The sequence below is a fragment of the Enterococcus sp. AZ079 genome (assembly GCF_050547255.1).
In the GTDB taxonomy this organism is placed as follows: domain Bacteria; phylum Bacillota; class Bacilli; order Lactobacillales; family Enterococcaceae; genus Enterococcus_D; species Enterococcus_D casseliflavus.
Genome location: NZ_CP172955.1, coordinates 3,128,695 through 3,153,477, shown reverse-complemented (window position 1 = coordinate 3,153,477; position 24,783 = coordinate 3,128,695). Strand labels below are relative to the sequence as shown.

The 24,783-nt window shown below is 33.9% G+C and carries 25 protein-coding genes and 2 pseudogenes; 19 read left to right on the top strand and 8 right to left on the bottom strand.

Annotated elements, in window-relative coordinates:
* The first annotated feature begins 115 nt into the window (after nucleotides 1–115).
* Both IGJ15_RS15005 and IGJ15_RS15000 read left to right on the top strand, forming a co-directional pair.
* Nucleotides 116–1,279 carry a glycoside hydrolase family 88 protein gene (locus IGJ15_RS15005; RefSeq protein ID WP_231434720.1) on the top strand — a complete coding sequence of 388 codons (1,164 nt, stop codon included), beginning with the start codon at nucleotides 116–118 and terminating at the stop codon, nucleotides 1,277–1,279.
* Nucleotides 1,280–1,292: 13 nt separating this feature from the next.
* On the top strand, nucleotides 1,293–3,068 hold the full coding sequence (locus tag IGJ15_RS15000) for a glycoside hydrolase family 35 protein (protein WP_010748601.1): 1,776 nt from the start codon (nucleotides 1,293–1,295) through the stop codon (nucleotides 3,066–3,068).
* Between the two features lie 24 nt (nucleotides 3,069–3,092).
* Here IGJ15_RS15000 and IGJ15_RS14995 read toward each other — a convergent pair whose 3' ends face one another.
* Nucleotides 3,093–3,800 carry a GntR family transcriptional regulator gene (locus IGJ15_RS14995; RefSeq protein ID WP_010748602.1) on the bottom strand — a complete coding sequence of 236 codons (708 nt, stop codon included), beginning with the start codon at nucleotides 3,798–3,800 and terminating at the stop codon, nucleotides 3,093–3,095.
* 190 nt (nucleotides 3,801–3,990) lie between these two features.
* Here IGJ15_RS14995 and IGJ15_RS14990 point away from each other — a divergent pair, with 190 nt between their 5' ends.
* The 3 genes from IGJ15_RS14990 to IGJ15_RS14980 all read left to right on the top strand — a co-directional run bounded on the left by IGJ15_RS14990 (nucleotide 3,991) and on the right by IGJ15_RS14980 (nucleotide 6,675).
* A complete protein-coding gene (locus tag IGJ15_RS14990) occupies nucleotides 3,991–4,953 on the top strand; it encodes a PTS mannose/fructose/sorbose transporter subunit IIAB (RefSeq protein WP_010748603.1) in 963 nt (320 codons plus the stop codon).
* A 140-nt stretch (nucleotides 4,954–5,093) separates the two neighbouring features.
* Nucleotides 5,094–5,882: a PTS mannose/fructose/sorbose/N-acetylgalactosamine transporter subunit IIC gene (locus tag IGJ15_RS14985; protein WP_005226797.1), complete on the top strand. Its 789-nt coding sequence runs from the start codon at nucleotides 5,094–5,096 to the stop codon at nucleotides 5,880–5,882.
* Complete coding sequence (locus IGJ15_RS14980) at nucleotides 5,866–6,675, top strand: PTS system mannose/fructose/sorbose family transporter subunit IID (RefSeq protein WP_034695281.1); 810 nt, start codon at nucleotides 5,866–5,868, stop codon at nucleotides 6,673–6,675. Before IGJ15_RS14985 ends, IGJ15_RS14980 begins: the two co-directional genes overlap by 17 nt.
* 357 nt (nucleotides 6,676–7,032) lie before the next feature.
* On the opposite strand, the gene IGJ15_RS14975 is transcribed toward IGJ15_RS14980, so the two are convergent.
* From IGJ15_RS14975 to IGJ15_RS14960, 4 genes are all read right to left on the bottom strand, one after another.
* A complete protein-coding gene (locus tag IGJ15_RS14975) occupies nucleotides 7,033–8,235 on the bottom strand; it encodes a tyrosine-type recombinase/integrase (protein WP_252704851.1) in 1,203 nt (400 codons plus the stop codon).
* A 2-nt stretch (nucleotides 8,236–8,237) separates the two neighbouring features.
* Nucleotides 8,238–8,432, bottom strand: a complete 195-nt coding sequence (locus IGJ15_RS14970) for a DUF3173 domain-containing protein (RefSeq protein WP_252704852.1) — start codon at nucleotides 8,430–8,432, stop codon at nucleotides 8,238–8,240.
* A 45-nt stretch (nucleotides 8,433–8,477) separates the two neighbouring features.
* A complete protein-coding gene (locus tag IGJ15_RS14965; RefSeq protein WP_252704853.1) occupies nucleotides 8,478–9,320 on the bottom strand; it encodes a rolling circle replication-associated protein in 843 nt (280 codons plus the stop codon).
* A gap of 247 nt (nucleotides 9,321–9,567) precedes the next feature.
* Nucleotides 9,568–9,897: a hypothetical protein gene (locus IGJ15_RS14960; RefSeq protein ID WP_252704854.1), complete on the bottom strand. Its 330-nt coding sequence runs from the start codon at nucleotides 9,895–9,897 to the stop codon at nucleotides 9,568–9,570.
* A gap of 179 nt (nucleotides 9,898–10,076) precedes the next feature.
* Between IGJ15_RS14960 and IGJ15_RS14955 the strand changes: the two genes are divergently transcribed.
* The 6 genes from IGJ15_RS14955 (at nucleotide 10,077) to IGJ15_RS14930 (ending at nucleotide 15,451) form a co-directional block, all read left to right on the top strand.
* Nucleotides 10,077–10,940, top strand: coding sequence for a helix-turn-helix domain-containing protein (locus tag IGJ15_RS14955; protein ID WP_429946954.1), 864 nt, complete (start codon nucleotides 10,077–10,079; stop codon nucleotides 10,938–10,940).
* 60 nt (nucleotides 10,941–11,000) lie between these two features.
* A complete protein-coding gene (locus tag IGJ15_RS14950) occupies nucleotides 11,001–12,161 on the top strand; it encodes a hypothetical protein (RefSeq protein ID WP_430599195.1) in 1,161 nt (386 codons plus the stop codon).
* Between the two features lie 10 nt (nucleotides 12,162–12,171).
* Nucleotides 12,172–12,570, top strand: coding sequence for a hypothetical protein (locus tag IGJ15_RS14945; protein ID WP_430599194.1), 399 nt, complete (start codon nucleotides 12,172–12,174; stop codon nucleotides 12,568–12,570).
* A 200-nt stretch (nucleotides 12,571–12,770) separates the two neighbouring features.
* A complete protein-coding gene (locus IGJ15_RS14940) occupies nucleotides 12,771–13,217 on the top strand; it encodes a hypothetical protein (RefSeq protein ID WP_430599192.1) in 447 nt (148 codons plus the stop codon).
* A 161-nt stretch (nucleotides 13,218–13,378) separates the two neighbouring features.
* Entirely contained in the window at nucleotides 13,379–14,638 is a 1,260-nt protein-coding gene (locus IGJ15_RS14935; protein ID WP_430599191.1) for a hypothetical protein, read from the top strand.
* Nucleotides 14,639–15,262: 624 nt separating this feature from the next.
* Entirely contained in the window at nucleotides 15,263–15,451 is a 189-nt protein-coding gene (locus tag IGJ15_RS14930) for a sublancin family glycopeptide (RefSeq protein ID WP_194193859.1), read from the top strand.
* Nucleotides 15,452–15,883: 432 nt separating this feature from the next.
* On the opposite strand, the gene IGJ15_RS14925 is transcribed toward IGJ15_RS14930, so the two are convergent.
* Nucleotides 15,884–16,543, bottom strand: a complete 660-nt coding sequence (locus IGJ15_RS14925; protein ID WP_430599189.1) for a MurR/RpiR family transcriptional regulator — start codon at nucleotides 16,541–16,543, stop codon at nucleotides 15,884–15,886.
* 70 nt (nucleotides 16,544–16,613) lie between these two features.
* On the opposite strand from IGJ15_RS14925, the gene IGJ15_RS14920 reads away from it, so the two are divergent.
* The 8 genes and pseudogenes from IGJ15_RS14920 to IGJ15_RS14885 all read left to right on the top strand — a co-directional run.
* A complete protein-coding gene (locus IGJ15_RS14920) occupies nucleotides 16,614–17,402 on the top strand; it encodes a glycosyltransferase (protein ID WP_430599188.1) in 789 nt (262 codons plus the stop codon).
* Between the two features lie 67 nt (nucleotides 17,403–17,469).
* Entirely contained in the window at nucleotides 17,470–17,946 is a 477-nt protein-coding gene (locus IGJ15_RS14915) for a hypothetical protein (RefSeq protein ID WP_430599186.1), read from the top strand.
* Entirely contained in the window at nucleotides 17,936–18,712 is a 777-nt protein-coding gene (locus IGJ15_RS14910) for a cysteine peptidase family C39 domain-containing protein (protein WP_430599185.1), read from the top strand. The genes IGJ15_RS14915 and IGJ15_RS14910 overlap by 11 nt, the downstream gene beginning before the upstream one ends.
* The gene (locus tag IGJ15_RS14905; RefSeq protein WP_430599465.1) at nucleotides 18,595–20,058 is read left to right on the top strand and encodes an ATP-binding cassette domain-containing protein; all 1,464 of its coding nucleotides are present in this window, start codon (nucleotides 18,595–18,597) and stop codon (nucleotides 20,056–20,058) included. The genes IGJ15_RS14910 and IGJ15_RS14905 overlap by 118 nt, the downstream gene beginning before the upstream one ends.
* Before the next feature lie 474 nt (nucleotides 20,059–20,532).
* Nucleotides 20,533–21,306 carry a hypothetical protein gene (locus IGJ15_RS14900; protein WP_430599184.1) on the top strand — a complete coding sequence of 258 codons (774 nt, stop codon included), beginning with the start codon at nucleotides 20,533–20,535 and terminating at the stop codon, nucleotides 21,304–21,306.
* A gap of 11 nt (nucleotides 21,307–21,317) precedes the next feature.
* Complete coding sequence (locus tag IGJ15_RS14895) at nucleotides 21,318–21,725, top strand: thioredoxin family protein (RefSeq protein ID WP_252704492.1); 408 nt, start codon at nucleotides 21,318–21,320, stop codon at nucleotides 21,723–21,725.
* Nucleotides 21,726–21,769: 44 nt separating this feature from the next.
* Complete coding sequence (locus IGJ15_RS14890; RefSeq protein ID WP_252704493.1) at nucleotides 21,770–22,279, top strand: thioredoxin family protein; 510 nt, start codon at nucleotides 21,770–21,772, stop codon at nucleotides 22,277–22,279.
* Nucleotides 22,280–22,900: 621 nt separating this feature from the next.
* A pseudogene (locus IGJ15_RS14885) lies at nucleotides 22,901–23,265 on the top strand (transposase); the annotation flags it as partial.
* Nucleotides 23,266–24,088: 823 nt separating this feature from the next.
* Here the strand turns inward: IGJ15_RS14885 and IGJ15_RS14880 are convergent.
* Complete coding sequence (locus IGJ15_RS14880; protein ID WP_252704494.1) at nucleotides 24,089–24,406, bottom strand: MazG nucleotide pyrophosphohydrolase domain-containing protein; 318 nt, start codon at nucleotides 24,404–24,406, stop codon at nucleotides 24,089–24,091.
* Nucleotides 24,407–24,427: 21 nt separating this feature from the next.
* Nucleotides 24,428–24,776: pseudogene (locus IGJ15_RS14875) on the bottom strand (DUF6176 family protein).
* Nucleotides 24,777–24,783 lie beyond the last annotated feature (7 nt).

The window sequence follows — 24,783 nt, the reverse complement described above, 5'->3', positions numbered from 1 at the left end:
GTGGGCAGTTGTCATGCTCTTTTTTTAGGAATCAATGAAGGAAGGTCGCTTTTTTTGTTCGTTTACGTTATAATGATTTCAGTTAATATGTTAACAAGTTAAGAGGAGGGTAAACATGCGTCTGCAAGAGAACAAACAACGCTTGATCCTGTTAGGAGAAAAAGTGACCGATGTGTGGTTAGCGGATAAAATCACCGCGTGCGTCCAACAGATCGAAAAAAATAGTCAGCGCTTTGGCACACAGTTTCCTTCAGCCTGTGCCACCAATGGCAAATATCGGCTGAAAGGCAACGATGATTGGACCAATGGCTTTTGGACGGGGATGTTGTGGCTCGCCTATGAGTGGACCAAAGAGAAGAACTTTTTGACTCGAGCAATGGAGAATATCGACAGTTTTCAAACGCGCTTAGACGACCATTTTGTATTAGATCATCATGATATTGGATTTTTATATAGCTTATCTGCCGGTGCGGGCTACAAGATCACTGGCGATGAACACTGCAAGCAAGAAGTCATTCAAGCAGCAGATGTTTTGTTGGCACGTTTTCAAGAAAAGGGGGAATTTATTCAAGCTTGGGGCACTTATGGCGACCCACAAGAATACCGCTTGATTATTGATTCGCTACTGAACTTGCCGCTTTTATTTGCAGCAACCCAATTATCGGGAGAGACTCGTTACGCAGAGGCCGCGAGTAAGCATTATCAGACAGTGCGAAAGACTGTCATCAAAAATGACGCCACCACCTTTCATACGTATTATTTCGATCCTGAAACGGGGCAGCCAAGTCACGGTGCGACGCATCAAGGAAACAGCGACCAATCGATTTGGGCACGAGGGCAAAGCTGGGCGATTTTAGGGCTTCCTTTGAATGAAAGCTACTTGCATAGCCAGCCTTTTCCAGAAAATTATCCGCAGATCGTGGAGGTGTTTTTGGCTCATTTCCCCGCAGATCTCGTGCCGTATTGGGACTTTGATTTTAACGACCAACATCCTGCTGAAAAAGACAGCTCAGCTTTAGCGATCGCGGCTTGTGGCTTGTTGGAAGCAGAGAAAATGGAGGCATATCCTGATGCCCAAAAAATCGCTAAAGGGATGCTTTACCAATTAGGCGAGCAGTATGCAGCGAGCCAAGTGCCAGAAAATGAGGGCTTATTGCTGCATGGTGTGTATGCTCATGCGGAAGGCAAAGGCATCGATGAACCCAATCTTTGGGGTGATTATTTCTATTTAGAAGCATTGATCCGATTGGCATTGCCTAATTGGCGAAGATACTGGTAAAGGGGAAGACGACATGCGAACGTTTGAGATAAAAGAAGATTTTTTGTTAGATGGAAAACCAATCAAATTGATCAGCGGAGCGATCCATTATTTCCGCATGACACCGGCGCAATGGACAGATAGCCTCTACAATCTAAAAGCACTGGGAGCCAACACAGTTGAGACCTACATTCCTTGGAATCTCCACGAACCTCGTGAAGGAGTCTACGACTTTGAAGGAATGAAAGACATCTGTGCTTTTGTAAAGCAAGCCCAAGCGCTAGGCTTGATGGTCATTTTGCGGCCTTCCGTCTACATTTGTGCTGAATGGGAATTTGGCGGGCTGCCAGCTTGGCTGTTAAACGAACCGATGCGGTTGCGCTCAACCGACCCACGCTTCATGGCAAAGGTACGTAACTATTTCCAGGTCTTGCTGCCAAAGCTTGTGCCGTTGCAGATCACCCATGGGGGACCAGTGATCATGATGCAGGTGGAAAATGAGTACGGCTCTTATGGAATGGAAAAAGCGTATTTGCGTCAGACCAAGGAGTTGATGGAAGAATGCGGCATCGATGTACCCTTGTTTACTTCAGATGGGGCATGGGAAGAAGTCTTGGACGCTGGGACATTGATTGAAGACGACGTCTTTGTCACAGGCAATTTCGGCAGTCGTTCCAAAGAAAATGCGGCTGTGATGAAAGAGTTTATGGCAAAACATGGCAAAAATTGGCCCATCATGTGCATGGAATATTGGGATGGCTGGTTCAACCGCTGGGGCGAGCCGATCATCAAGCGAGACGGTCAAGACTTAGCCAATGAAGTCAAAGAGATGTTAGCAGTCGGTTCCTTGAATCTTTACATGTTCCATGGAGGCACGAACTTTGGCTTTTCCAATGGCTGTTCCGCTCGGGGGGCGCTGGATCTACCACAAGTGTCCAGCTATGATTACGATGCTTTACTGACAGAAGCAGGAGAACCTACCGACAAATACTATCAGGTACAAAAAGCCATAAAAGAAGCCTGTCCCGAAGTGTGGCAAGCCAAACCACGGACCAAGCAATTAGCGGCATTAGGAACCTTTCCCATCGAAAACAGTGTCTCGTTACTGGCCATCAAAGATCAGCTGATGGCACCGCAAGAAAACATGTATCCACTAACAATGGAAGCTGCCAGCACAGGCTACGGCTATTTGCTCTATTCGGTTCAGTTAAAAAACTATCATCGAGAAAACAAACTAAAAGTGGTAGAAGCTAGCGATCGGTTGCATATTTTTACCGACGGCCAATTACAGGCGATCCAATACCAAGAGACGCTAGGCGAGGAGCTGTTGATCCAAGGGGCACCAGATAAAGAAACCATTGAGCTAGATGTCTTAGTGGAAAACTTAGGGCGCGTGAATTACGGGTTTAAATTGAATGGGCCTACGCAAGCCAAAGGCATCCGTGGGGGCATCATGCAAGATATTCATTTCCACCAAGGCTATCGTCATTACCCATTGACGCTTTCCGCAGAGCAGCTACAAGCCATCGATTATCAAGCAGGAAAAAATCCGACACACCCCTCCTTTTATCAAACGACCTTCACGCTGATAGAGGTAGGAGATACGTTCATCGATTGCCGTGGGTATGGCAAAGGCGTCGTTATCGTCAACGGCATCAATCTTGGTCGCTATTGGCAACGTGGCCCCGTGCATTCCTTATACTGTCCGAAAGAATTTTTGAAAAAAGGCAGCAACGAAGTCGTGGTATTTGAAACCGATGGCGTGGAGATCAAGGAACTCGTTTTCTGTGATCAACCTGTCGTGGAATAAAAAAATAGAAGTAGAGACCCAAATTTACGCGGGCTCTACTTCTATTTTTGTTTTGAAATATTTCCAATGCTTGTAGCTGACGATGTATTCAGCGACACTTCCATCTGCTAAATAGGAGTGCTTGACTTGTTTAACCGCAGGCTCTCGGAAGCTCAGTTGCAATAAGTTCAACAATTCAGCATCATCAGGAAAGACGATTTCATTGGTTTCAACAGAAGCCAATGAGAAAAGGTCGATCGCAAAGTCTTTCCGGACCCGCTCATAAACACTGGCATACCGGTTGAGGTTTTTGGCGATCGGTTCTTTCATCAGTTTCTTCGGCAGATGAGTGATGTGAACCAAGAAAGGAACATCGCCAAAATAGCGGACTCGTTTGATTCGGTAGTAGGAAGCACTGGCAGCCAACCCTAATTCTTTCAAAATCTCGGGGTCATTTCCTTCTTCCACCGCAAGGACCTTGACCTTTTCTTGGTCCAGTGAATGCAGCTCGATGTCGGAAAACTTCACACTTTGAGATACTTTTGCTTTTGAAACAAAGGTCCCTTTGCCTTGGATGCGATACAGATAGCCAGCACTCGTCAATTCATTCAATGCTTTGACTGCCGTGATCGAACTAACAGAATACCTTCGCTTGATATCCGCCTCTGAATAAAACTTATCGCCGGGAATGAATTTATGGTCTTTGATTTCTTGTAAAAGATCTTGCTTGATCTGCTCATACTTTGGCAACACAGTGGTTTCCCTCCATTCCATATGAATACATCAAGCATAACATGTTAAATCCTTTCCTGCCACTTAATTATTGTAGAAAATATGTTGTTTTCCAGTCTGTACAGGCCTAAAAAATAAAATTCAATATGTTAAGATATTAGGTTTACGGATGGCTTGCCATGTGGTATAGTATGCTTACAAGGAACATAACATGTTAAGTAGGGCGACCTACGGAGTAGGAGGGAAATTAGTGGAAAACATTGTATTGATCAGTCATGGAGGCATGGCAGAAGGGGTCAAAAGCAGTCTGGAGATGATCGTAGGCCAGCAAGCAAACGTTCACACCGTTTCATTACGACCAGATAGTGACAATCTGCAGTTTGAAAAAGAATTGAACGAGAAAATGAAAGCCCTTAACGGTTCAACATTGATTATTGCGGATCTATTAGGAGGGACCCCGTGCAACGTTGCAGTCAAGAATTATTTAGAGGATGACGAAGTGGCGATTTTCGCTGGAATGACATTGTCCGTAGTGATCGAGGCAGTCGTCAATCAACGAGCGACGATCAACGAGCTGCTTTGCTTAGCCAAAGAAAACATCGTTGATGTCAAAGCAGGGATGAACCAGGCAGAACAAGAAATTTTAGAAGAAAAGCAAGAGGAATTAGGGGATTACAGTGCGTATGCTGGGCAAGAAAATATCGTCAATAGTCGGATCGATGAGCGCTTGATCCACGGACAAGTCGCCGGTATCTGGTCCACCAGTTTAAACACGCAACGGATCATCGTGGCCAATGATGAAGCCGCCGCAGACCCATTACAAAAATCTTCTTTACGAATGGCAGCGCCAACTTCGATGCGACTTTCCGTCCTTCCAGTGGCAACTGCAGCCAAGAATATTCGCGCTGGTCGTTACGGCAAGCAACGGTTGTTTTTACTTTTCAAAAATCCCCAAGATGTTTTGCGTTATATTGAAGCAGATGGACCGATCAAAGCGATCAACGTCGGCAACATGAGCTACAAAGAAGGCGCACGGGAAGTGACCAAAAGCATTCAAGTGCTGCCAGAAGAAGAGCCGATCTTTGAAGCGATCGCCGCAAAAGGAATCACCGTCACGGCACAGCTTGTACCCAATGAACCATCGATCGACTTTATGAAGAAATTACGAGGATAAATCAGGCAGCGCTTCGATCGAGGAGAATATGTAGCGGAAGATTTGTCAAAAAACGAGTGTTTTTCACGATTTATCTGAGGCGACACAACGATCGATAACCAGTCAGTTAAGACTCGTTCATACAATTAGGAGGAAAATTCATGCATTTAGCAGCGTATCAAATCATTCTTATTACTGTTTATGCTTTTATTGCTATTAATGATTCACTTATTTCCAATACGTTGACCCAACCAGCGATCGCCGGAATGATTTCTGGAATGATCATGGGGGACTTGAAGACCGGTTTGATGGTCGGCGGTACCTTGCAGTTGATGCGTTTAGGGATCGCCGCATTTGGTGGTGCATCCGTCCCAGATTATTTTACCGGCGCAGTACTGGGAACGGCGTTTGCCGTGATCTCAGGAAACGGCGCGGAATACGGCATCGGCTTAGCAGTTCCAGTGTCCTTACTGATGCTGCAACTGGACGTCGTGGCTCGTTTTTGTAACGTATTTCTACTACACCGAATCGATAGAGCCATCGACAACATGCAAGTCAAACGAATCCCACGGTTAGTTTTATCGGGTTCTTTCTTATGGGGATTGTCACGGGCGATTCCGATTTTATTGATGCTTTTAGCTGGAGATGCAGTCGTTACGACGATTACTGATAACACGCCAGAATGGCTGATGACTGGACTAAAAACCGCTGGTGGCGTCTTGCCAGTCGTCGGGGTAGCGATCTTATTGCGCTACTTGCCAACAAAGCACTATATTCCTTATTTGTTATTAGGCTTCTTTTTAGCTGCGTATCTGCAAGTCCCAATGCTCGGCGTTTCCATCATTGGGCTCGTAGCAGCAATGTTAGTCTTTAAACGAGATAGCGAAAAAGGCACCGTTGCAACGGCAGCTGCTGGAGATTTTGAAGGAGGATATGATGGCGATGAGTGATCAAAAACTGACAAAAAAAGAGTTGAATACCATTAGCTGGCGCTATATTTTGGCAAGCCAATTAAACTGGAACTATGAGCGAATGATGAGTTCAGGCTACCTTTACGGCATCCTGCCCGTCTTGAAAAAATTCTATGGCCACGATGAAGCTCAGCTGCAAGATATGCTGCGGACCCACAATCAATTTTTCAATACCAATGCGATCTTTGGGAACTTGATCATGGGGATTGATGTCGCGATTGAAGAACAAGATGGACACAAAGCCAAAGAAACGATCATCGCCTTGAAAACGGCCTTGATGGGTTCCTTGGCCGGTGTCGGTGACTCCTTGTTCCACGTGATTTGGGGAACGATCTTTGGCTCTGTTGCTGGCACATTGGCGCAAAATGGTTCCGTCGTTGGCTGTGTCATCTGGATCATCGCCAACATCGCGTTACTTTTCGGTCGGGCAGCGTTGCTACCTCTAGGTTACAAACAAGGGGTCAAATTAGTGACGACCTTGAAAGACAAATTATCTGCCTTCACCAATGCCGCAACCGTTTTAGGGGTCACAGTGATTGGTGCCTTGATTCCCTCTGTGGTCAAAGCAACTGTTCCTTTTGTCTATAAAAAAGACGGCGTCGAATTAGTGATCCAAGACACGTTGGATGCCATCTTGCCATCCCTTGTACCTATCTTGCTCGTCTTGCTGACCTACTGGATGCTAGGCCAAAAGAAACTAAATTCCACTCGAGTAATTTGGATCATCTTGATCTTGTCGATCGTTTTGAGTGCGTTTGGTATTTTGGGTTAAGATTATCAGTAACAACTGATAGATAAGAATATGTAAATAGAAAAAGAGTGTGGAATATTTTTCCGCACTCTTTTTTATAAAATAATTTGCCCGTTTTTACTCGTAAAGAATTTAGTTCAATTGGAAACATAGAAAAAAATAAAATTGGTCATTCCCTTTTTGCTCGTCTACTAATATTTTGATGTGTATTGAATATCTGTTGGAAAGAATCAAAATAAAAAAAGACAGAAACCCTTGATACAGAGGGTTTCTGTCTTTTTGAAGATTATTCCCACTCAATATGTGTAGCTTCATAGAAATGTTTATATAGCAACATTCTTTTATTGTAATCTACATTTGAGTAGGAAAATGGTAGGGTTAGATCTTTACTGCTTGATTTCCATTAAAGTTTGCAACACTTGATTCTGTGGCGTAGGTGAAATTAATATTACCAGTCATCTGTTTAGCAATATTTTCATCATTACGACTCCAAAGATGAGCGTAGTGTCTCAATGTAATTTCAGGGCTAGAGTGTCCTAATCGTTGTGATACAACAAGAATATCAGCATTAAACTCATTGATTAAGTAACTAACATGAGAATGGCGCAAACCCTTTCCTTGAATCAATGGCACATTCGCTAACTTGGCATATCGCTGTATAATTCTTTGAACAGTTGAACGATAGAGGGGAAGATCAGTGTAACTAAGAATAAATTGTTTTACTCCATGATTTTTTTGAACTTTTTCCCACTCTTGAAGAACTTGAATTGTATCATCATCCAAAGAAATGATTCTTAGACCACTTTCGGTTTTTGTATAGGGTTTTCTAATAAAATCCTTTTGATTGATCATTTCTAAGGTATGATGAACCTTGAGTTTTTTTCTCTTGAAGTCTATATCATTCCAATTTAATGCCAGTCCTTCACTTACTCGAATTCCAGTCATATAGTACAACCAAATTAGAACAAAACACATATGTTCATAGAAATCTTTTTTATAGATTTTTGATAAGACCCTTTCAAAATCTTCTTTCGTCCAGTATGGAACAATTGCTTTTCCTTTGGGAATTGCTTTTGTCCGCTTGGAGATGTTTTCATTAAGGAATTGAAGGGTAACAGCATAATCAAGTGATTTGCGAAACATACCGTATAAAAGGGAACTGTATGCTTGGGAATACCCACTTTCGTTTAACAGCCAGATTCGATAATTCTCACAATCGAGTACCCTGATATCGCGTAGTTTTTTATCACCAAAGTATTTAATAATTTGAGTGAGTCCACATTCACGAGAACTCCAAGTGCTTTTTTGAACACAAGCTCTGTAGTGAGGGACATAAGACTGCTCCATAAATTCTTTGTAGGTTAAATCATAATTTGCAAATCCATTTGCTATCATATACTCATTTTTAATGCGCATAACTTCTTTATGGGCTTCACGAACAGATGAAAATCGTTTTCCTAAAGAATCTTTTGTTCCTTTTTTTTGGATTCTTTTTCCAGTTATTTGGTCTGTACCTAATTCTACAAGATAATATATACGACCGTTTTTGTCTTGGTAGACACATGGATATTTTGTTTTCATAACTATTCCTCCTGCACAAGAGGAATGCCTATAATTTCTTCAATTACTTGTCGGGGTACAACCCCGACTCTTTTATTATTATAATATGGGTATCCCTGGTTTACCATTCTTATTTTTGCCTGACGAATTATGGTAGCTGCTTGATGTGTTTTAAATCCAAGTTGTTCTAAATCTTTTCGACAAATCATATTTTTCATTTTTTTCAACTCACTTTCATAGAAAACACACAATTGATTGCAGTGTTATTTCTTTATTTTGGTATAGTGAACAATGCTTTCTTGAAAATCCATCATTTGTTCAGGATTTCCACCTTCATTTATATCCCTGTAAAATATCGGGCGTCTTACGAGATACTCATGGGTATAAAGCACATCTTGATTGGTGGGATCATAGGGTTGATCCACGAGTTTTTTTGTAACAGTAGGTACTTTGAGATTGCGCGATCTGAAGAACGCTTTTTTCTTATGTTCTTTCATATTCAAGTCCTTATCGAAATATTTGCTGATATAGCGTCCGCGATTTTCGATACGATCCACATCGATCCTATTTATTTTGACAAATCCATGTCCCCAGATCGTGGTAAGACGATCGACAGAAAGAAAAGGGAAGTCAAATAAGATGATGTGATAATGGATCGCACCTCGTTTTTGTTTTTCCCACGTGGCGAGATATTTTAGGTTTGCTTTTTTTGTATGATAGAGTTCGTAGTTTAGTCGCTTGATAAATTTTTTGAATTCATTATTTGCATAGGCAATGTTTTGTATGTTTTCTCTAAAAGTGAGGGTTAAAAATTTTGTCTGATCATCAAAGTTCATATCCACGAGTCGGGCGATTTCAAAACGCATATTTTTGTAGTATTTTTGTTTTCGTTTTAAGCTATCGTATTGTTCTTGAGCAGAGAGTTCGTCATAAGTTCTTCTTGTTTCCGTGGGAATATCCTCTGTATAAAGCCAAGCTAATTCTTTTTTTCGGTTTGGATTTGGTTCTGTTTCTTCATTTCTTTTTTTAGGAGTAATGATGGTTTCATAATCATAAATTTCAAGGTACGTGGGAGTTTCAATGATCTTCTGATTATATGCTTTCAATAATCCCCACTCCTTGGTACGTATTCAATTGTCAAAGAACCAGTCATTTTCTCCTGATGTTGTTCTATAAATCAAGTAAAGGAGCAGAACTGCTACGCAGCTCTGCTAGCCTGCTTATTTATTGTGCGGTTTTTTCGTTGCGGTCGGCTTTGGGCTTGATGCCCATCCGGCCTCAACGAAACCACCCAACAAATAAGCAGGAATATTAGTTTCGTGAATCTTTTGAATGATTGCTAAGAGTATCTGTTTATTGCTTTGTCAGTAAAACTGCTGAGTCTGCAGTTGCGGATAACCCATAGCTGACAAACTGACCATTTGCACGTCCCCAAGGTTTGATCACAAGATTATTAAAAGTAACTGTCGCGATCCCGTTTTTATCAAGTTCATCCTCTGTTACAACTGGTTCAGCGCTTCCAATTTTTACGCTCATCTTTTCAAAGCGAAGTTTGGGTAAGACGCACTCGTAGCTCCATCCTAAAATTTCTCCATCCTTTTGCCACCGTGAGACATTAACGACTTGGTATTCCTTTTCTAGTTTTTCTTTTGGTAAAGTTAAATCACTGATTTTGATTGGCATAATGTTCTCTCCTTTTCTGATATACGTTTTGATATACGTTTGGTATAAAAATGTAAGGTACCTCTACATTTTTATCATATACGATTTTAAATACGTTGTCAATAGTTTTTGTAAAATGTATATACGGAATAATATACGTGTGGTATGCTGTATATGAAATCATATAGGAGGGATCACAAATGTTTGGATTATTGCAACCGAATAAAGAAAAAGTTGGAAGAAGATTAAAACAAATCAAAGACGAAATGAATATCTCTTTTACAGAGTTTGGTAGCCGCCTTGGATTAAAGAAGCCGACGATAAGTTCGTATGTTCAAGGATATAACTTGGCACCGATTGATGTGATTGAAAAAGTGGCTAAGATCAGCGGAAGGTCTGTTGGTTGGTTTTACTTTGGGGAGATAGAGGAATATATCGCGGATTATCTAACTCTCACGGGACAAGGCGAGTTAGTTAAGGAATATCCGAACGTGGTAAAGCAGATCAAAGAAGAATTCTTTAGTGGTGATTTTAAAAATCCTAGTTGGGAAAATGAAGTCGGTTATCCAATGGAAGAATTCATCGATGATTGTTTCGCGGATTTTTCTCCAAGTATTTTAGATAGGTATATTGGCAAAATCGTTACGCAGCAGATCGATAAATCGGAGAAATTGAAAAACTTTTCAGATAAGGAAAAGGGTGAAGCACTGGCATTTGTCTATCATGAAGTGATGGACTTTGTTGAAATGAGTGGTGAGGTTAAGTACGGTGAAGAGGAGAAGGTTATCGGATTAGTCGAAGATTCGATCAGTAATCTGGTGAAAAGAGGAAAAATAGAATTCTCAGAAGAATATTTGGTAGGAAGGTTAGTGAATATTCTTGATGATGATGTCGAGACAGCAAAAATCATTTCGACTTTATCATTGAATCTGACAGGAAAAGCTTTTTCACCGCTTTTTGGTGGAAAAGAGTTGATTGAGATTTTTCAGGCAATGCGTCCGGCTTTGATGAAGTTGTATTCGGAAAAGAGCAGAGATGAGCTGTATGATTGGTTTGAGAAATAAAGACAAGTTACTAAAGATACTTTGAAGTTTTTTTAGACGGCAAAGGAGGGAAAACATATTATGTCTAAGTTAAATAGGATTCAAAATGAAATCAAACAATTAGAAGGAGGACGCTTCCAAAATTTATGTGATGTTTACCTTTATCGTAAAAGAAATTGGGAGAATATTGTATCTCTCGGTTCTATGGATGGAACAGATAAGACTACTAAAGGAATACCTGACACTTATTATTTTGATAACCATTCTAATACATACATTTTGGTTATGTATGGTACTAGAAAGGATGCAACTGCAAAATTAGAGACAGATGTTCGAGAAGCTATCGAGAAATCCAAAGTTGATAAAAAAGATATTGAAGAAATAATCTGCTGTCACACTTCTTCAAATTTAACTGTTGAGAAAGATAAGGAACTAAGAAGTTTATCAGGCTCAATAAAGCTGACTCTCATAGGAATAGATACATTATCTAATGACCTCCTTAAGTTTGAGTATCAAGATATTGTAAAAGACTTTTTAGGTATATTAGAATCAACTGAACAGGTTTGGAGTTTAGAGAAATTTATATCTATACATGATAAAAGTAGAACCAATGCGCCCTTGGATACAAAATATATAGATGAAAAACATATAGTTGATAGGATGAAGGATGAAGTAAATAGTCATCAGATTATTCTGCTATCTGGAGTACCTGGAACTGGAAAAACTAGGTTAGCCATCGAGATATGTAAGAAATTACCTATGGATAGCAACATAATTTGTGTTAAGAGCAATAGCATGCCTGTTTATCAAGATATTAAAGATGCATTAGATATAAGAAGAATAAATTATTTGTTTTTAGATGATGCTAATACGGTCACAAATTTTGATGCAGTTGTCAGCCTCCTGAGTTTAGAGGACTTTGAACAAAAACTGAAAATTATTATGACTGTTCGAGACTATGCACTTTCAGGAGTCATTAATCAAATAACACCGTTTAAAGTCAAAGTGCAAAAACTCTCTTTAATGAGCGATGATCAGATTGAAACGCTGATTAACAGTATAGAAGATATTTCTCCTTTTTATCTTAGGAAGATTATGAAATTATCTCATAATAATCCGAGAATAGCTGTAATTGCAGCAATTATGGTTAAAGAGAAAAACTTTGATTTTATTGAAAATGGAAAGGAGATATTGGATAGTTATTATAGTCAAATCATTGAAGAGAATTCCCTCTTCAAATGAAAAAATTAGTATGTTCATTTTAAGCTTCAAACACAAGCTGAATTTATCAAATAAAGAATCATTAGAGGACATCTTAAAATATTTTAAAATTGATTCTGATAGCTTTTTATCTGCATTAAATGAATTACATGATAAAGAACTTTGTGATATATTTCAGGATGAAGCTGTTAAAGTCAGAGATCAAAGTTTATCAGATTTTGTAATAGTAGATTTTGTTGCAAATAAGAAAATTTTCAAGATAAAAGATTTTTTTGTTAATCTTTATCCTATTCATGAAAAAGAGATTGTTGAAATGTTTGTACTTGTTAATAATTTTAATTCTTCCAAGGACTGGATAGAGTATCTAACCAATGAAATAAAGTTTGTTTACAATAATATTATTGCAGATATTGATAAAGAACTTTTTTAACACAATACGGGGTAATAATTCCCGTCGAATCTCTTGCGTATGTTCATGAGAAGGTACAAGATGCTGATAACACTGAATTTCAAACATCTCAAAAAGAATTTGAAGAAAAAAAGAGAAATCAAGGAGTTAATGATCCGATTATAAGTATTCTTTGTTCATTATCAAATAGTGAAAGATTTAAGGATGCAGGTATACTTCTTATGTATTATTTCAGAAAAAGGCAGGATAAAATCTTTGAAATTTTCTCTGCAATTAAAAATAATTTTGATATTGAAGCTAGATGGAATCTTTATTTAGAAAAAAGATTCAGTATTATTGAAACTTTTTCAGTTCAAGAAAATATTAATGAAACAACAGCTCTGCTTATTGCCAATATTGCTGATGAGTTTTTAAAGTTTTCAGGAGAAAAATATACTTTTAACGGCAAGAATGGGGTTATTAATCGTTATACACTAGTTGATGGAGACTATCTAATTAATCTCCATAAAAAAATTTTTGATATACTCTCTAAAGTCTATAGTTATGGTAACGTAGAAGTGAATAATTATATAGATAAACTATTAATCAATTATCCAGTCTATGAAGTTGAAAATGGATTCTTAGAAACTGTTAGTTCAGATTTAACTTGTATAGAAAATCTTTTTTAAAGATTTAGATAGTTTAAATTTTAGACAAGAAGCTATAGTATTTGAATTGTTTTCAAAATCAAAAAAGCTAAAAAATAAAATCACAGCCTTTTTTTGAATATGAACCGTCAAGCAGTCAAAAAATTTATAAAGATTTTTCAACTAGTATATGGGCTTATCACATGGGAAAATTTGATTATGAAAAGATTCAAAAGTTAAGAAAGGTAAGTCTTCGTGAGATTTTTGAGAAGCATTCTAATGACTTAGTTTGGCTGTTCAATATCCTCGGAATATTTCAATCAGATGTATTGTTAAATAAGTATGAAATAGAAGATTCTTTACTTCTATTGTATTCTGACCTAGATTTAGAGGATCAAATAAAGTTTTTACCAGCATTGCTAAAAAGTAATTTTGTTGTTTCTCCTAATAATTTTGTAAATTATATAGACAAGTTGTCTTTTGAAGAAGGCAAAAATATTCTAAACTCAGTTGAAAAGGAAATAGATGAAGGATGGTATCTTTCAAACTTTTTGATATGTAGAAACATTCGTGATAGCGAGACAGAAGGACTTATATCCTTTTTAGAGAATCTTAAAAACTTTGAAGTGATGAATTATTTTAATGTCTTGTCATTCGAAAAATATATCAAGTATGACGGAAATATTTTAGGTATCTTAAAAAATATGTATTCAGAAAATAAGGTATTAAGTAGTTTTTTTGTACCAAACTATGTGCCAGAGGATGGTGCTGAAAAAATTTTAAATATAATTGGATATAAAGAATTAAAAGAAATCTATTTAAGTCTTCTTGGTAGCAGAGATGTTGATGGATCAGGAGAAATTTTTAAGTGTCTATTAAAAGAAAATGATATCAATTTTATATACTTATTCCTTGTTAAGCTAAACACTCAAAGATTAAATTTTAATTATAGTGAATATGATGTTCAACTAAAATGTATATGGAAATCAGCATTCGCAGAGGAAGGGATTAGAAAATATCTAAATTTTTTAATTCAAGAGAATCGTGTGATTTATGTAGGAGTAGACCCATTTTTGGAAAAAATTTTCAAAGCCAACATTGAGCGTTCTATTGAATTTATAAAAGCAGAAGTAATAAATACTGAGGACGAGGATAGGTTAGTTAATTTATACAACTTGTCTCTTGAAATATTCGATGATGATATATTGCTACATATCTTCGAATTACTCAAAGATAAAGAAATTACTACAAATTTTTTTGAAAAGCTATATCTAACTATGCGCACTAATAGATGGTCTGGAAGTTTAGTACCTCTTTTAGATAAAGAAATTAGTTTTTTAAATAAGTTACTTGATATTTTCGAAGGAATAAAATTTATTTCCCATTCATTAATTATCACTACATGTATAGACTCACTTAAAAAGCAAAAAGATAAAGAGTTGCTATCAGATTATTTGGAATAAAATTTCTGGACGAGATTTTTCAATATCATAAATATTAAAAAAACAAACCCTGCTAAGAAATTTCTTGGCAGGGTTTGTTTTTTAGTGTTTTTAATCCGTTCTACATGCTAAGAAACGCTGGAAAGTAGGCTTTCTCACTTCAATTTATAGGGACTCTTTATTCCAACTTTATAATTGAAAGGAAAAATACCGTAAACAAGAATAGCTGAGTTTTTAATACTTTGTAAACTATTCAGGGAATAATAAAGGGGGCAGAAACTTAATAATTTTTGACATTTGTTAATATGAGATATCCTTATACATTTCCTTAACTTGATGGATATGTCCACTTGCTCTTCTACAGACGTACTTTGCACGTCCGTTTTTTTAACCTCCTAAGTGTTGGATGCGATTCAAGTAGAACGGAAAAATCTAATAGTTCAACCAGGATGAATATTAATGTGGCTAACGAAAGCTGAGTGATCATATATGAAAAAATTTTTAAATGAATGATTTTACATCGGATTTTTTTGATTCGATAATTACTTTATTGGTAATATCGATATAATTTCACTTTTATTAATTGACATGAGGAATATGAATGATATCATTATATTAAGGTAGCAATAAAAAGGAGGATAAATCATGTCAAAAATTGAGTTAAAGAAAGTCACGCTAGATTCAGTAAAAGATTTAAACAGAGCTGGGTTATCAAAAGCACAGTGTGCTATTACTTGGGCCTCTTGTTTACATGATGCCGCTTTAGGCGGGTTAGGTACTTCTGATCCAGGTGGTAATGCCTGCACAATCTATCAAAAGTATTGCATGAAATAGCAAATGAAATGCAAAAGTATTTTTAATAGCATTTATGATACCGCTTACTATGAAGGTTATACAGTAAGGTTTGATCAAGTTCGTGATGTTCGAGATTACCCTGACCTACTTTCAATAGGAACGTGGACCGTAAAGAAAGGAGAACATTGGACAGTAGTATTGAAGAAAGAATCGAATCTCAATACTATAAAAAATTTTGTGCAGTTACTTTCTTTTAAGCTACCGAAAGATTGTTATTTTGCAGTAGAAAAAATCACTGCTCCGATGGGACCTTTAAGTTCAAATATAATGCTATAAAATATTTGTTGGAACAAACGAATAGTACGTATTCTATTCGTTTGTTTCTTTTGTTGAAAAACTCGGATATATGCCTTCAAATCATCCATATCCTTACAGAAAGTGAATACTATCTTTTTTACCTAAAAACAAATATTAAGTTATTTCATTAATAAGCAATTCTATGAGTATTAAAACAAATAAATCAAAATCAATTTCTATACTATTTAGTTTTGATAAAATAGCATTCGGAGAAAATGCACGAGGAACTGTATTTGAAATTATTAACTGTTGAAGTGATTTATCTTCTATATATTTTAGGAATTGCCAGTTTACTCTATCTGCTGTACCTATTGTCAAGATTAAACTGTCACTTTCGTTCGAAAGATCCTCTAACTTTTCCTCACTAAGAAATACAACAGGAATGTTATTTTCAAACATAAATCTCTGAATTTTTTTTCCAATGGTAATATTATCAGACTTGATATATATTAGTATTCTTTTTGCGGCAAGAATTTGATCTTGGAATATTTTAATTTCTTGTAAATTAATCTTATCTATTATTAATTGTAAAGTTGTTATCACGCTTGAATTTAACTCTTTATGCATATCCGTAAAAACTTTTTCTGTGTTGCTTTCTAAAATACGTAGTTTAAACTCAGAAAAGGAGTTAATTCCCATTCTCTTTACAAGTCTGGATACAGTGGGAGAAGACACTCCAGCTTTACATGCTAGTTCGTGTATTGTTTGCCTAGGAATAAGTTGATAATTATTTAATATATATTGAGCAACTTTTTTCTTGGGAAGGTAAATCATTAACTAACAAATTTGTTCTTGATAAAATATCCATTTATACATACCTCATTTCAGTTTGGAGTTGAAAATATTGTTTAAAAGCGAAAATTTGGATCTTCTTTTTAATAAAAACTATCTTTGTAAAATATTGGATAAAACTGATTGTACTAATAGAGATATTATTTATAACCGTATTGAATTATTGGAGAAGTATAACATAGATGACTCTGAAAATAAGAGTTTTGACGTTTGTAATGATGCTATTTTAAATATAAGAAAATTGTTGGATGTTCCAAAAACTATAAAAAAATTAACCACCTGCATCATGATTAAAGATAATGAAGAGACAATTTTAAAAACAGTTAAGTCTGCCTTGTCAATAAGTGAGGTAGTTTTAATTGTAGATACTGGATCAAAAGATTCCTCAAAAAAGATAATAAAAAATATAAATTCAGAAAAAATAGTTCTTATAGATAAGGATTGGGATAATGATTTTAGTTCTATAAGAAATTTTCTTATACAAAATTGTACTACAAATTGGATAATGATGTTAGACTCTGATGAAGTTTTATTAGAAGGACAAGAGCAGACAATTAGGGATTATATAGATTTATATACGGTTAATTTTAAAGGCTATACTGCAGCTTTTTATCCCACAATTATTAGTAGTGACGAAGAAACCAATTTGATGCCAAGAATATTTAATAAGTCGAATGTTTATTACTTTGGTAATTGCCATGAAGAATTAAGAACTAGAAATTTTCTGAGATTTAATATATCTTTGCCAATAAAAATTATACACACAGGATATGATGAGCCAGAAGTACTTATAGAAAAAAATGAGAAACACATTTCTTTTAAAAAAATGTCTGGAAATTGAGCCTGAAAATTTTAGGTGGCTGTATTTCTATACACGAGATGCTTTGTTAGTTGAGGATTCTGAAAAGTTGAAAAAATTAATCGAACTTAAATTGTTAGATACAAATAATTCTATAAAATCTGGAAAAAATTTGTATACTGAAGGGATAATTTTAAACTATATAAAAATATTATTTTCAATTCAAGAATTTGATAAAATAAAGGTATTTTTAAATAGCTTATCCTTTGAATGGAAAAAGAACTCAGATCTATTCTATTATTATTCACTATCTACAATATTAAAGGCAAAAAGTGAGTTCATAGATCTGTTATATGAGTTAAATATTGAAAAAAATTATAATTTTCTTAATTCAATGGATAAGGAGGGGCGACATTTAGAGCTAATTAAAGGTATTTTGTCTTATGAAACAATGGATTATGAAGAAGCAAATAGGCTCTGGAAAGAATTAATGAACCAAAAATACGATAGCCAATTGTTTTTAAGTTATATCAATTTTTTAAATGGCTATGTGTGGAAATTAGGTGATGAGAATAATGAAAATTAAACCTTTTCACTTAATGCAGGAAGATAGAAATGATTGTGGACCAACAGTTATTTACTCATTATTACGTTCATTAGGATATTATCAAAAAAAAAAGAGCATTGAATCGGAACTAGATATGAACGATCGAGGAGTAACGATAGAAAGCTTTATAGGTTATTTAGAAACTTTAGGAATATCCACACAATTATTTCAGACCAAATTTAAAGAAGATTTAGAAGAGAATAGTGGTTTTGAAAATATCAACTGTCCATGTATTGCTCTTTTAGAAGAGACTTCAGAAGTAAATCACTTTATTATTATTTATAAAATAAGTCGATATTCAATTTTAATATCTGATCCAGCTCAGCAAACCTTATCGGAGGAAAGTATTGATGTATTCAAAAAAGTGAGATTGATTTTGAGTTTAGATTTTAAAAAAAATATAAATGCAGAGAAGTTTAGTAGTAAGAGATTCTATCTAGACAGTCCCTTTTTTAAGAATATTTGGATGTTCAAATCTAGCTTAATCAGTCTATTAATGTTAACCTTTGTGATTTCGAGCTTTTCAATCTTTAATGCCGGAATGATTGGTATGCTAACCAATGAAATTGCAGCTAATTTGTCAGATCTTGAGAATCTCAAGTATTTAATTCCTAAATACCTGTTCATATTTGTATTTATAGATTTTGGGTACTTAATTACAAATTATATATCACAGAAAAAATCGTTTGTTTTATCACAAAAAATAAAAAAGAAATTAATTCAGACTACGTTATCAGTATCTTAAATGCTCGAAATCTGAAATTTCAATCTGGTGATGTATCGTCGAGACTTACTGATATTTTAAATTCTATTGATGGCTTTGTTTCACTAGTATTATCACTCTTGGCAAGTATAATCACATTAATCGGAGTTACTATGATTATGATTTCTTTTAATGCATCCATTTTTCCAGTTCTTATTATTTCCTCGGTTTTGATATATGGATTAACTATAATGAATAAAGACAAACTTTTATTCCAATCATTTAATGTTTTAAAATCTTATAGCGAGTTTAATACCTATTTAATTGATACTCAAGAAAGTAAAGAAAATATTGTTAATTTTTCAGATAGTAATAATGTAGGAGAAAGAATGAACTCGATGTTCAAGAATTATTTGAATCTCTCTAAATATAATTTTCAATTTTTCTTATCGCTAAGTAGTACACAGCAGTTAGTCTCAGTTTTATCTACAGGAGTTTTATATTATATATGCTTGAATATGGTTTTTAACAGTGAACTTGAAATAGGGTTCTTTACAATGGGGCTCACACTTTGTAGTTTATTTGTCAGTACAATTTTGAGCATCAGCAGTAATCAAATACAATTATTTAAATTCAAATCTATTTTTGATCGAGTAATTGAGTTACAAATACAAGAACCTTTAGAAACCTTACAATTAAACAAAGATTTATTTGAAGAAGCGCATCACATTGAGCAGATCACTTTTAAAAAATTCACTCAAAATTTTGATAACAAAGCTGTCTTTAATAATTTGGATCTAGTAATTGATTTTAAAGAATCAAACATAGTTTTTCTTAATGGTGATAGCGGTATTGGAAAAACAACCTTAGTTCGAAACTTATTTATACCAAGTAAAAAATACAAAGGGGAAATTAAAATAAATTCCCATAATATAATAGATTATAGTGAAGTATTTTTGCGGGAAGAAATCTTATACTTATCTAACAAGGACAAATTTCCCCAGTCTACGGTTTATGATTATTTAGTAGGTGGAAGAAATTATGAAAAACTAAAAATAAGAAAGATACTGGAAATAGTTGAATTAGATAATGTATTATTGTGCAATCCTTATATTTTTAATGAGAATATTTCCAATAACGAAGTTATATTTTCCCATGGCGAACTGCAGAGACTAACTTTAGCAAAAGCTTTATTAAAAGAGCCCAAATTAATCATTATAGATGAAGCCTTATCGAATGTTCAAAAAAAATTATTTAGTTCAATTATGCAAAACTTAAATGGCTTAACAACAAAATTCATAGTTATTAACCACGGAATTAATTCAACAAATTATCCTGGGGTAGATCTAAATTTCATTAGAGAAGTTAATGAGGAGAAGTTAAATTAATGAAAAAAAACAAAAAATATTTGGACAATATACGGTAATGATAGCAGCACCATGTTTATTTTTCATAATATATTATAATTTCATTTTTTTATTTGACTATTCTATTTATTTTAACTTGGAAATATCTTTACTTGTAAACTGGTTGATTATAACAATAGGAACTATTATGTTACTATGCTTTTTTTTCTTCAAACTAAAAAACAAAACTTTATATAATGTTAGAGAAAAAATTTATTTAGAAATACTTTTTTTTCTCCGATAATTTTTATAGTAATGAATCAAAGTTTCTATCTATTTACGCTTATATCACTTGAATTTATTGCAAGTACTTATTTATTTTTGAGAATTCAATTTGAAAAATCAGATTATCAGAAATATGTGATTCCTAGAATACGCAATGAAAAAAAAGATATATTACTAAAGATTTCAAAGTTTAATGATTATAGAGAAATATCTTTTTTCGATAATCATATAATGAAAAAAGTAGATAAAATAGTTTCTAAGAATTTTTATTTAGTAGTTCTTCTTTTTCTCACTACTATTACTACAGTACTCTTTTACGTGCTTTTGAGTTCTTATTTGATAATAAATGATGAACTGACCCTAAGTACATCATTAAGCATGTTTGTTTTTACACTAATTACACCTTACATTTTTTTCCCAACTATAAATTTTGATGAAAGCCAAGATGTAGAGAGAACGTCGGAAAGAAAAAAAATAAATAGTTTTTTCTACGCTTTGAGTATTGTTAGTAATGAAGGTCAAAATATATTATACGCAAAAAATCCGTCATATCATATTATTAATCAAAACCAAGAATTAAAAAAAAGCTTAAGATATCTAGTGAACGAAAATTATTTTGATTCATTTCTATTTTTAGATAAATGGAATGAGCCAATAGCTAAAGAAATCGACTGGATTGTTATTGAGGATGGGCCCAACTTGATATCAGGGGTGTCCATCAAGATTAATGTGACATTAGGAAAAGATATTGATAGTAATTATTTTGAACGCATAAGTTCTAAAATAAGACTTGAGGAGACATTGAGTAAATATTCTTACAATTATGACACGCTTATAGGTGAGGAAGATAAAGATAAGTTTGATTTAAGAGATAAGATTTTATTATTAAGATATATTTTATTTGAGAAAGATTTAATGATTATAAAACATGAGTTATCAATTGATGAATCAATAATTAGTGATGTTTTTTTGGACAGCTACGGTGTAAAGTTATTATTTAAATAGGAGACTATTATATGAAAAAAAAAATTGATATTACTTTTTTTACTGTTGTGATCGCTCTGATGATTATTACTATAGCCTTTGCCTCAAAAAATAGTCAAAACTATTTAACTGAATCCGATAAATTTATAGAAGAAAAAATAATGGATAAACAAAGTATTTATGTTTATTTTTATTACCCGGAATGTCCTGCTTGTAAAAAAATGGCTCCCGCACTGAATCAAGTGATTGATGATAATGATTTGAACGTCTATGCTATAAATATTAAGGACGCTTCAAATAATTACGATAAAATAATAGAATCTTATGGTATCCAGGTAACTCCAACAATATTAGAATTTAACAGAGGAAAAATTGTAGCGAGAATAGAGGGACAGAAAAGCTCAAGTGAATTAAAGGATTTTTTCACTAATAAAAATTAAATATATTTACACAAAAACTAATTTATTTTGATAAAAGGAGGAAAGTGAAGATTGAAATGGAATATTCAATAATCTTCACTAAATGTATAATGAAAAAAATAATAATTGTAATTGTTTTTTGTTTAACATTCCTAGTTGGTTGTAAAAATTCACAAGAATCAAGCATTACAGAACAATCAGGAGATATTGATCTAACAAATATACAAAAACTATCTCCACAGGAATTTAAACAAAAATCTAGTGAAAAAAAACAAAACTTCATAGCTTATATAAGAAGACCAGATTGCTCAGATTGTAATGCTTTTGAGCCAGATCTACTTAAATATATGGATGAAAATAAAGATTTTAAAAACAAAGTATACTTTGTAGATATAACTTCTATTTTTGATGATAAAAATGAATGGGAAAATTTTAAATTAGAAAATAAGATTAATGGAACGCCTTCCTTTGTTTATATTAAAGATGGAACGATTTCATCTAGTAGTAGTTGGACTGTTGAAAAGGGTTATTCAGTAACGATTTTAGATAATTGGGTAAGAAGTTTAGAAAACTAAGAAATAGCTAAATATTTATAATGCAAACTATTCAAGATATGCACCAGAAAAATTGTAAAATCTAATAACCATAAAGATACGTATTTTATAATAAAATCAGCGTAATTTAAATTGGAATCAATAGGGACAGAAACTAAAAATTTTTGCCCCTTTTATAAAATACTTTAATTAATAGGCATTAAAAACTTATGTCCGGAAAGAGAGGGGGAATTTGATAGAATGTTTGCTATCTATCTTTATCAGTAAATAATAGATACGAAAATAGATTTGAATATTTAGTTCCGAGGAAGTGATTAGTTATAATGTTGAAAAACATGAAAGTATACAATCTACTCATATCCTGTCCAAGCGATGTTCAGAATTACGAAAGTGTAATTCAAGGTTGTGTTTGGATATTCAACCGAAATTATGGAGAAATTAATAACACTCTAATTTTGATTAAACACTGGAAGAATAATAGTTTCCCTGAATCAGGAGATAAACCACAACTTATTAAAACATTTAAATATGTGGTCTAGAATCAACCAAAAAGTTTTTGATTTTTATCTTGAATTAAAAAAATGGGTTTAAGGATAAGTATAGGGTAATTAACCTCCAAAGCTTATCTGATTCCATATTTAAAGCAACCCAAAGGATGGCAAAAATTTTTCTTTGTTATCTAAGTGTACTAACTCAAAAAATCTTGCAAAGTAATCACTAGATATATTTGGGCTGAATATTTAGAGACCTACAAAGAGATACGCCATCAAAGTTGGCTTAAAGAACTTTATAAAAAGAAAAGGGAAACCATTGAACGAATTTTTGGGACAGCAAAAGAATTTTATGGATTACGCTATACTAATTAAATAGAAATTGAAAAAATGCACATGAAAATTGGGTTTAATTTTGCGTGTCTTAATAAGAAAATGTTAACAAAAATAAAAAAGATCAGAACAGAAAAAAAGTGTTTTCCTGAAGGCAAAGAGCCTAACCTATCGTTTGTTTAAAGAATATTACATAGAAAAAAGACAAACCTCACTTTTATATAAGGTTTATCTACAGTTTGTAGGTTTTTAATACGTGAGATTCTTTTATAAGAAAAATGCAACTAATTTTATTTTTCATTCATGGGATAAAGAAAATAGTTCACCTTTTTATTATCAATTTCCGTCTAAATCTTTTTAAATTATTACAACTGAAAAATTTATTTTGTATTTTAAAATAATGACATCCAAAAACTTTATTCTTATTTCAAAATCTCCCACTCTTCGGCGTGGGTAGTTTTTTTATATAGAAATAGCCCGCTTCTGCGGGCTTATACATAATATATACGAGTATTCTCTTTACTTGCTTATAAAAAGCTTCTAATATAAAATTTTTATGGCGATATTATATCGTCAATGAAGAGTATCAGGCGGGGGGAAGCTTGGGGAAGTGTACCTGATACTCTTCCTATTTATTGTATCATCATTTTTATTCACTAGATATTATTGATTAGAAAATCGTCATAATCGGTTGGGTTTGGTTAATAAAAAGTGCAGTGTAGGTTCATACCCGATCAATATTTTTTGTTTCATACTTATTTTTTTGTTTTATCCTATTAAAAGTAGGGTGGCTTTTTGTTGAATTAATAAAAGATATTTTGTAGAATATAAGTATAGCCTTGACCGGGGCTAGTTCATTTTATATCTTTTTTTCAGGCTCACCCTCCTTGAGGGTGGTTTATTTTTGAGCAAATGATTTGAACGATTTCAAATAGTTAATACAATTAAACTACCTTATAAAAACTTTTTCATTTAACTATGCCACTCCTCTCCGGGAGTGGTTGTTTTATTTGTTTGAAATAAATTCTTCAAGATTGCTTGTGCTGTCATATTTTATAGCTGCTTTCTTGTCTTTTTCTAAGATTACTGCTGCTAAATCTATGTTACTAACACTTGCAATAGCGATAGTGTAGTGAACAACATCAGCAAGTTCTTTCTCGAGAGATGTATTATTTCCATTTTTTCTTCCATTTAACTGATTTAGTGCTTCAGCTACTTCTCCAATCTCTTCGACTAATTTCATGAATAAACTCTCGGGTGACACTTTATCTTTATATTTATTGAATAGATAATCTTGAATATCTTCTATTGCCAAATTCACCATAAAAGTCTCCTCTTTAAATTTTTAGTTCAAATTAATACGTATTTTATCAGGTATCGTTACAACTTCTGCAGCCAAGTCAATTGGTTTATATGATGAATCTTATACATTCATCCCAATACTCTAAATGTTTTTTATCAATCCAATTTTCTGAATTCTCAACACGATTTCCGCCATTTCCTTGAACTGAATACCAGTAAAGATATTCTATGCCATCAAATTGCTCTCTAAAGATAGTTTCAATAAACATTTTTTCATTCTCTAAGGTTAACAGAGTTTCTTTAATATGATCATTTAAAAAAGTCATCTATTCATCAACTGTAGCAGTTTTTCCTGTTTTTACTTTGAATCTTGTAAGTTTGGTTTGGATCATTATATCA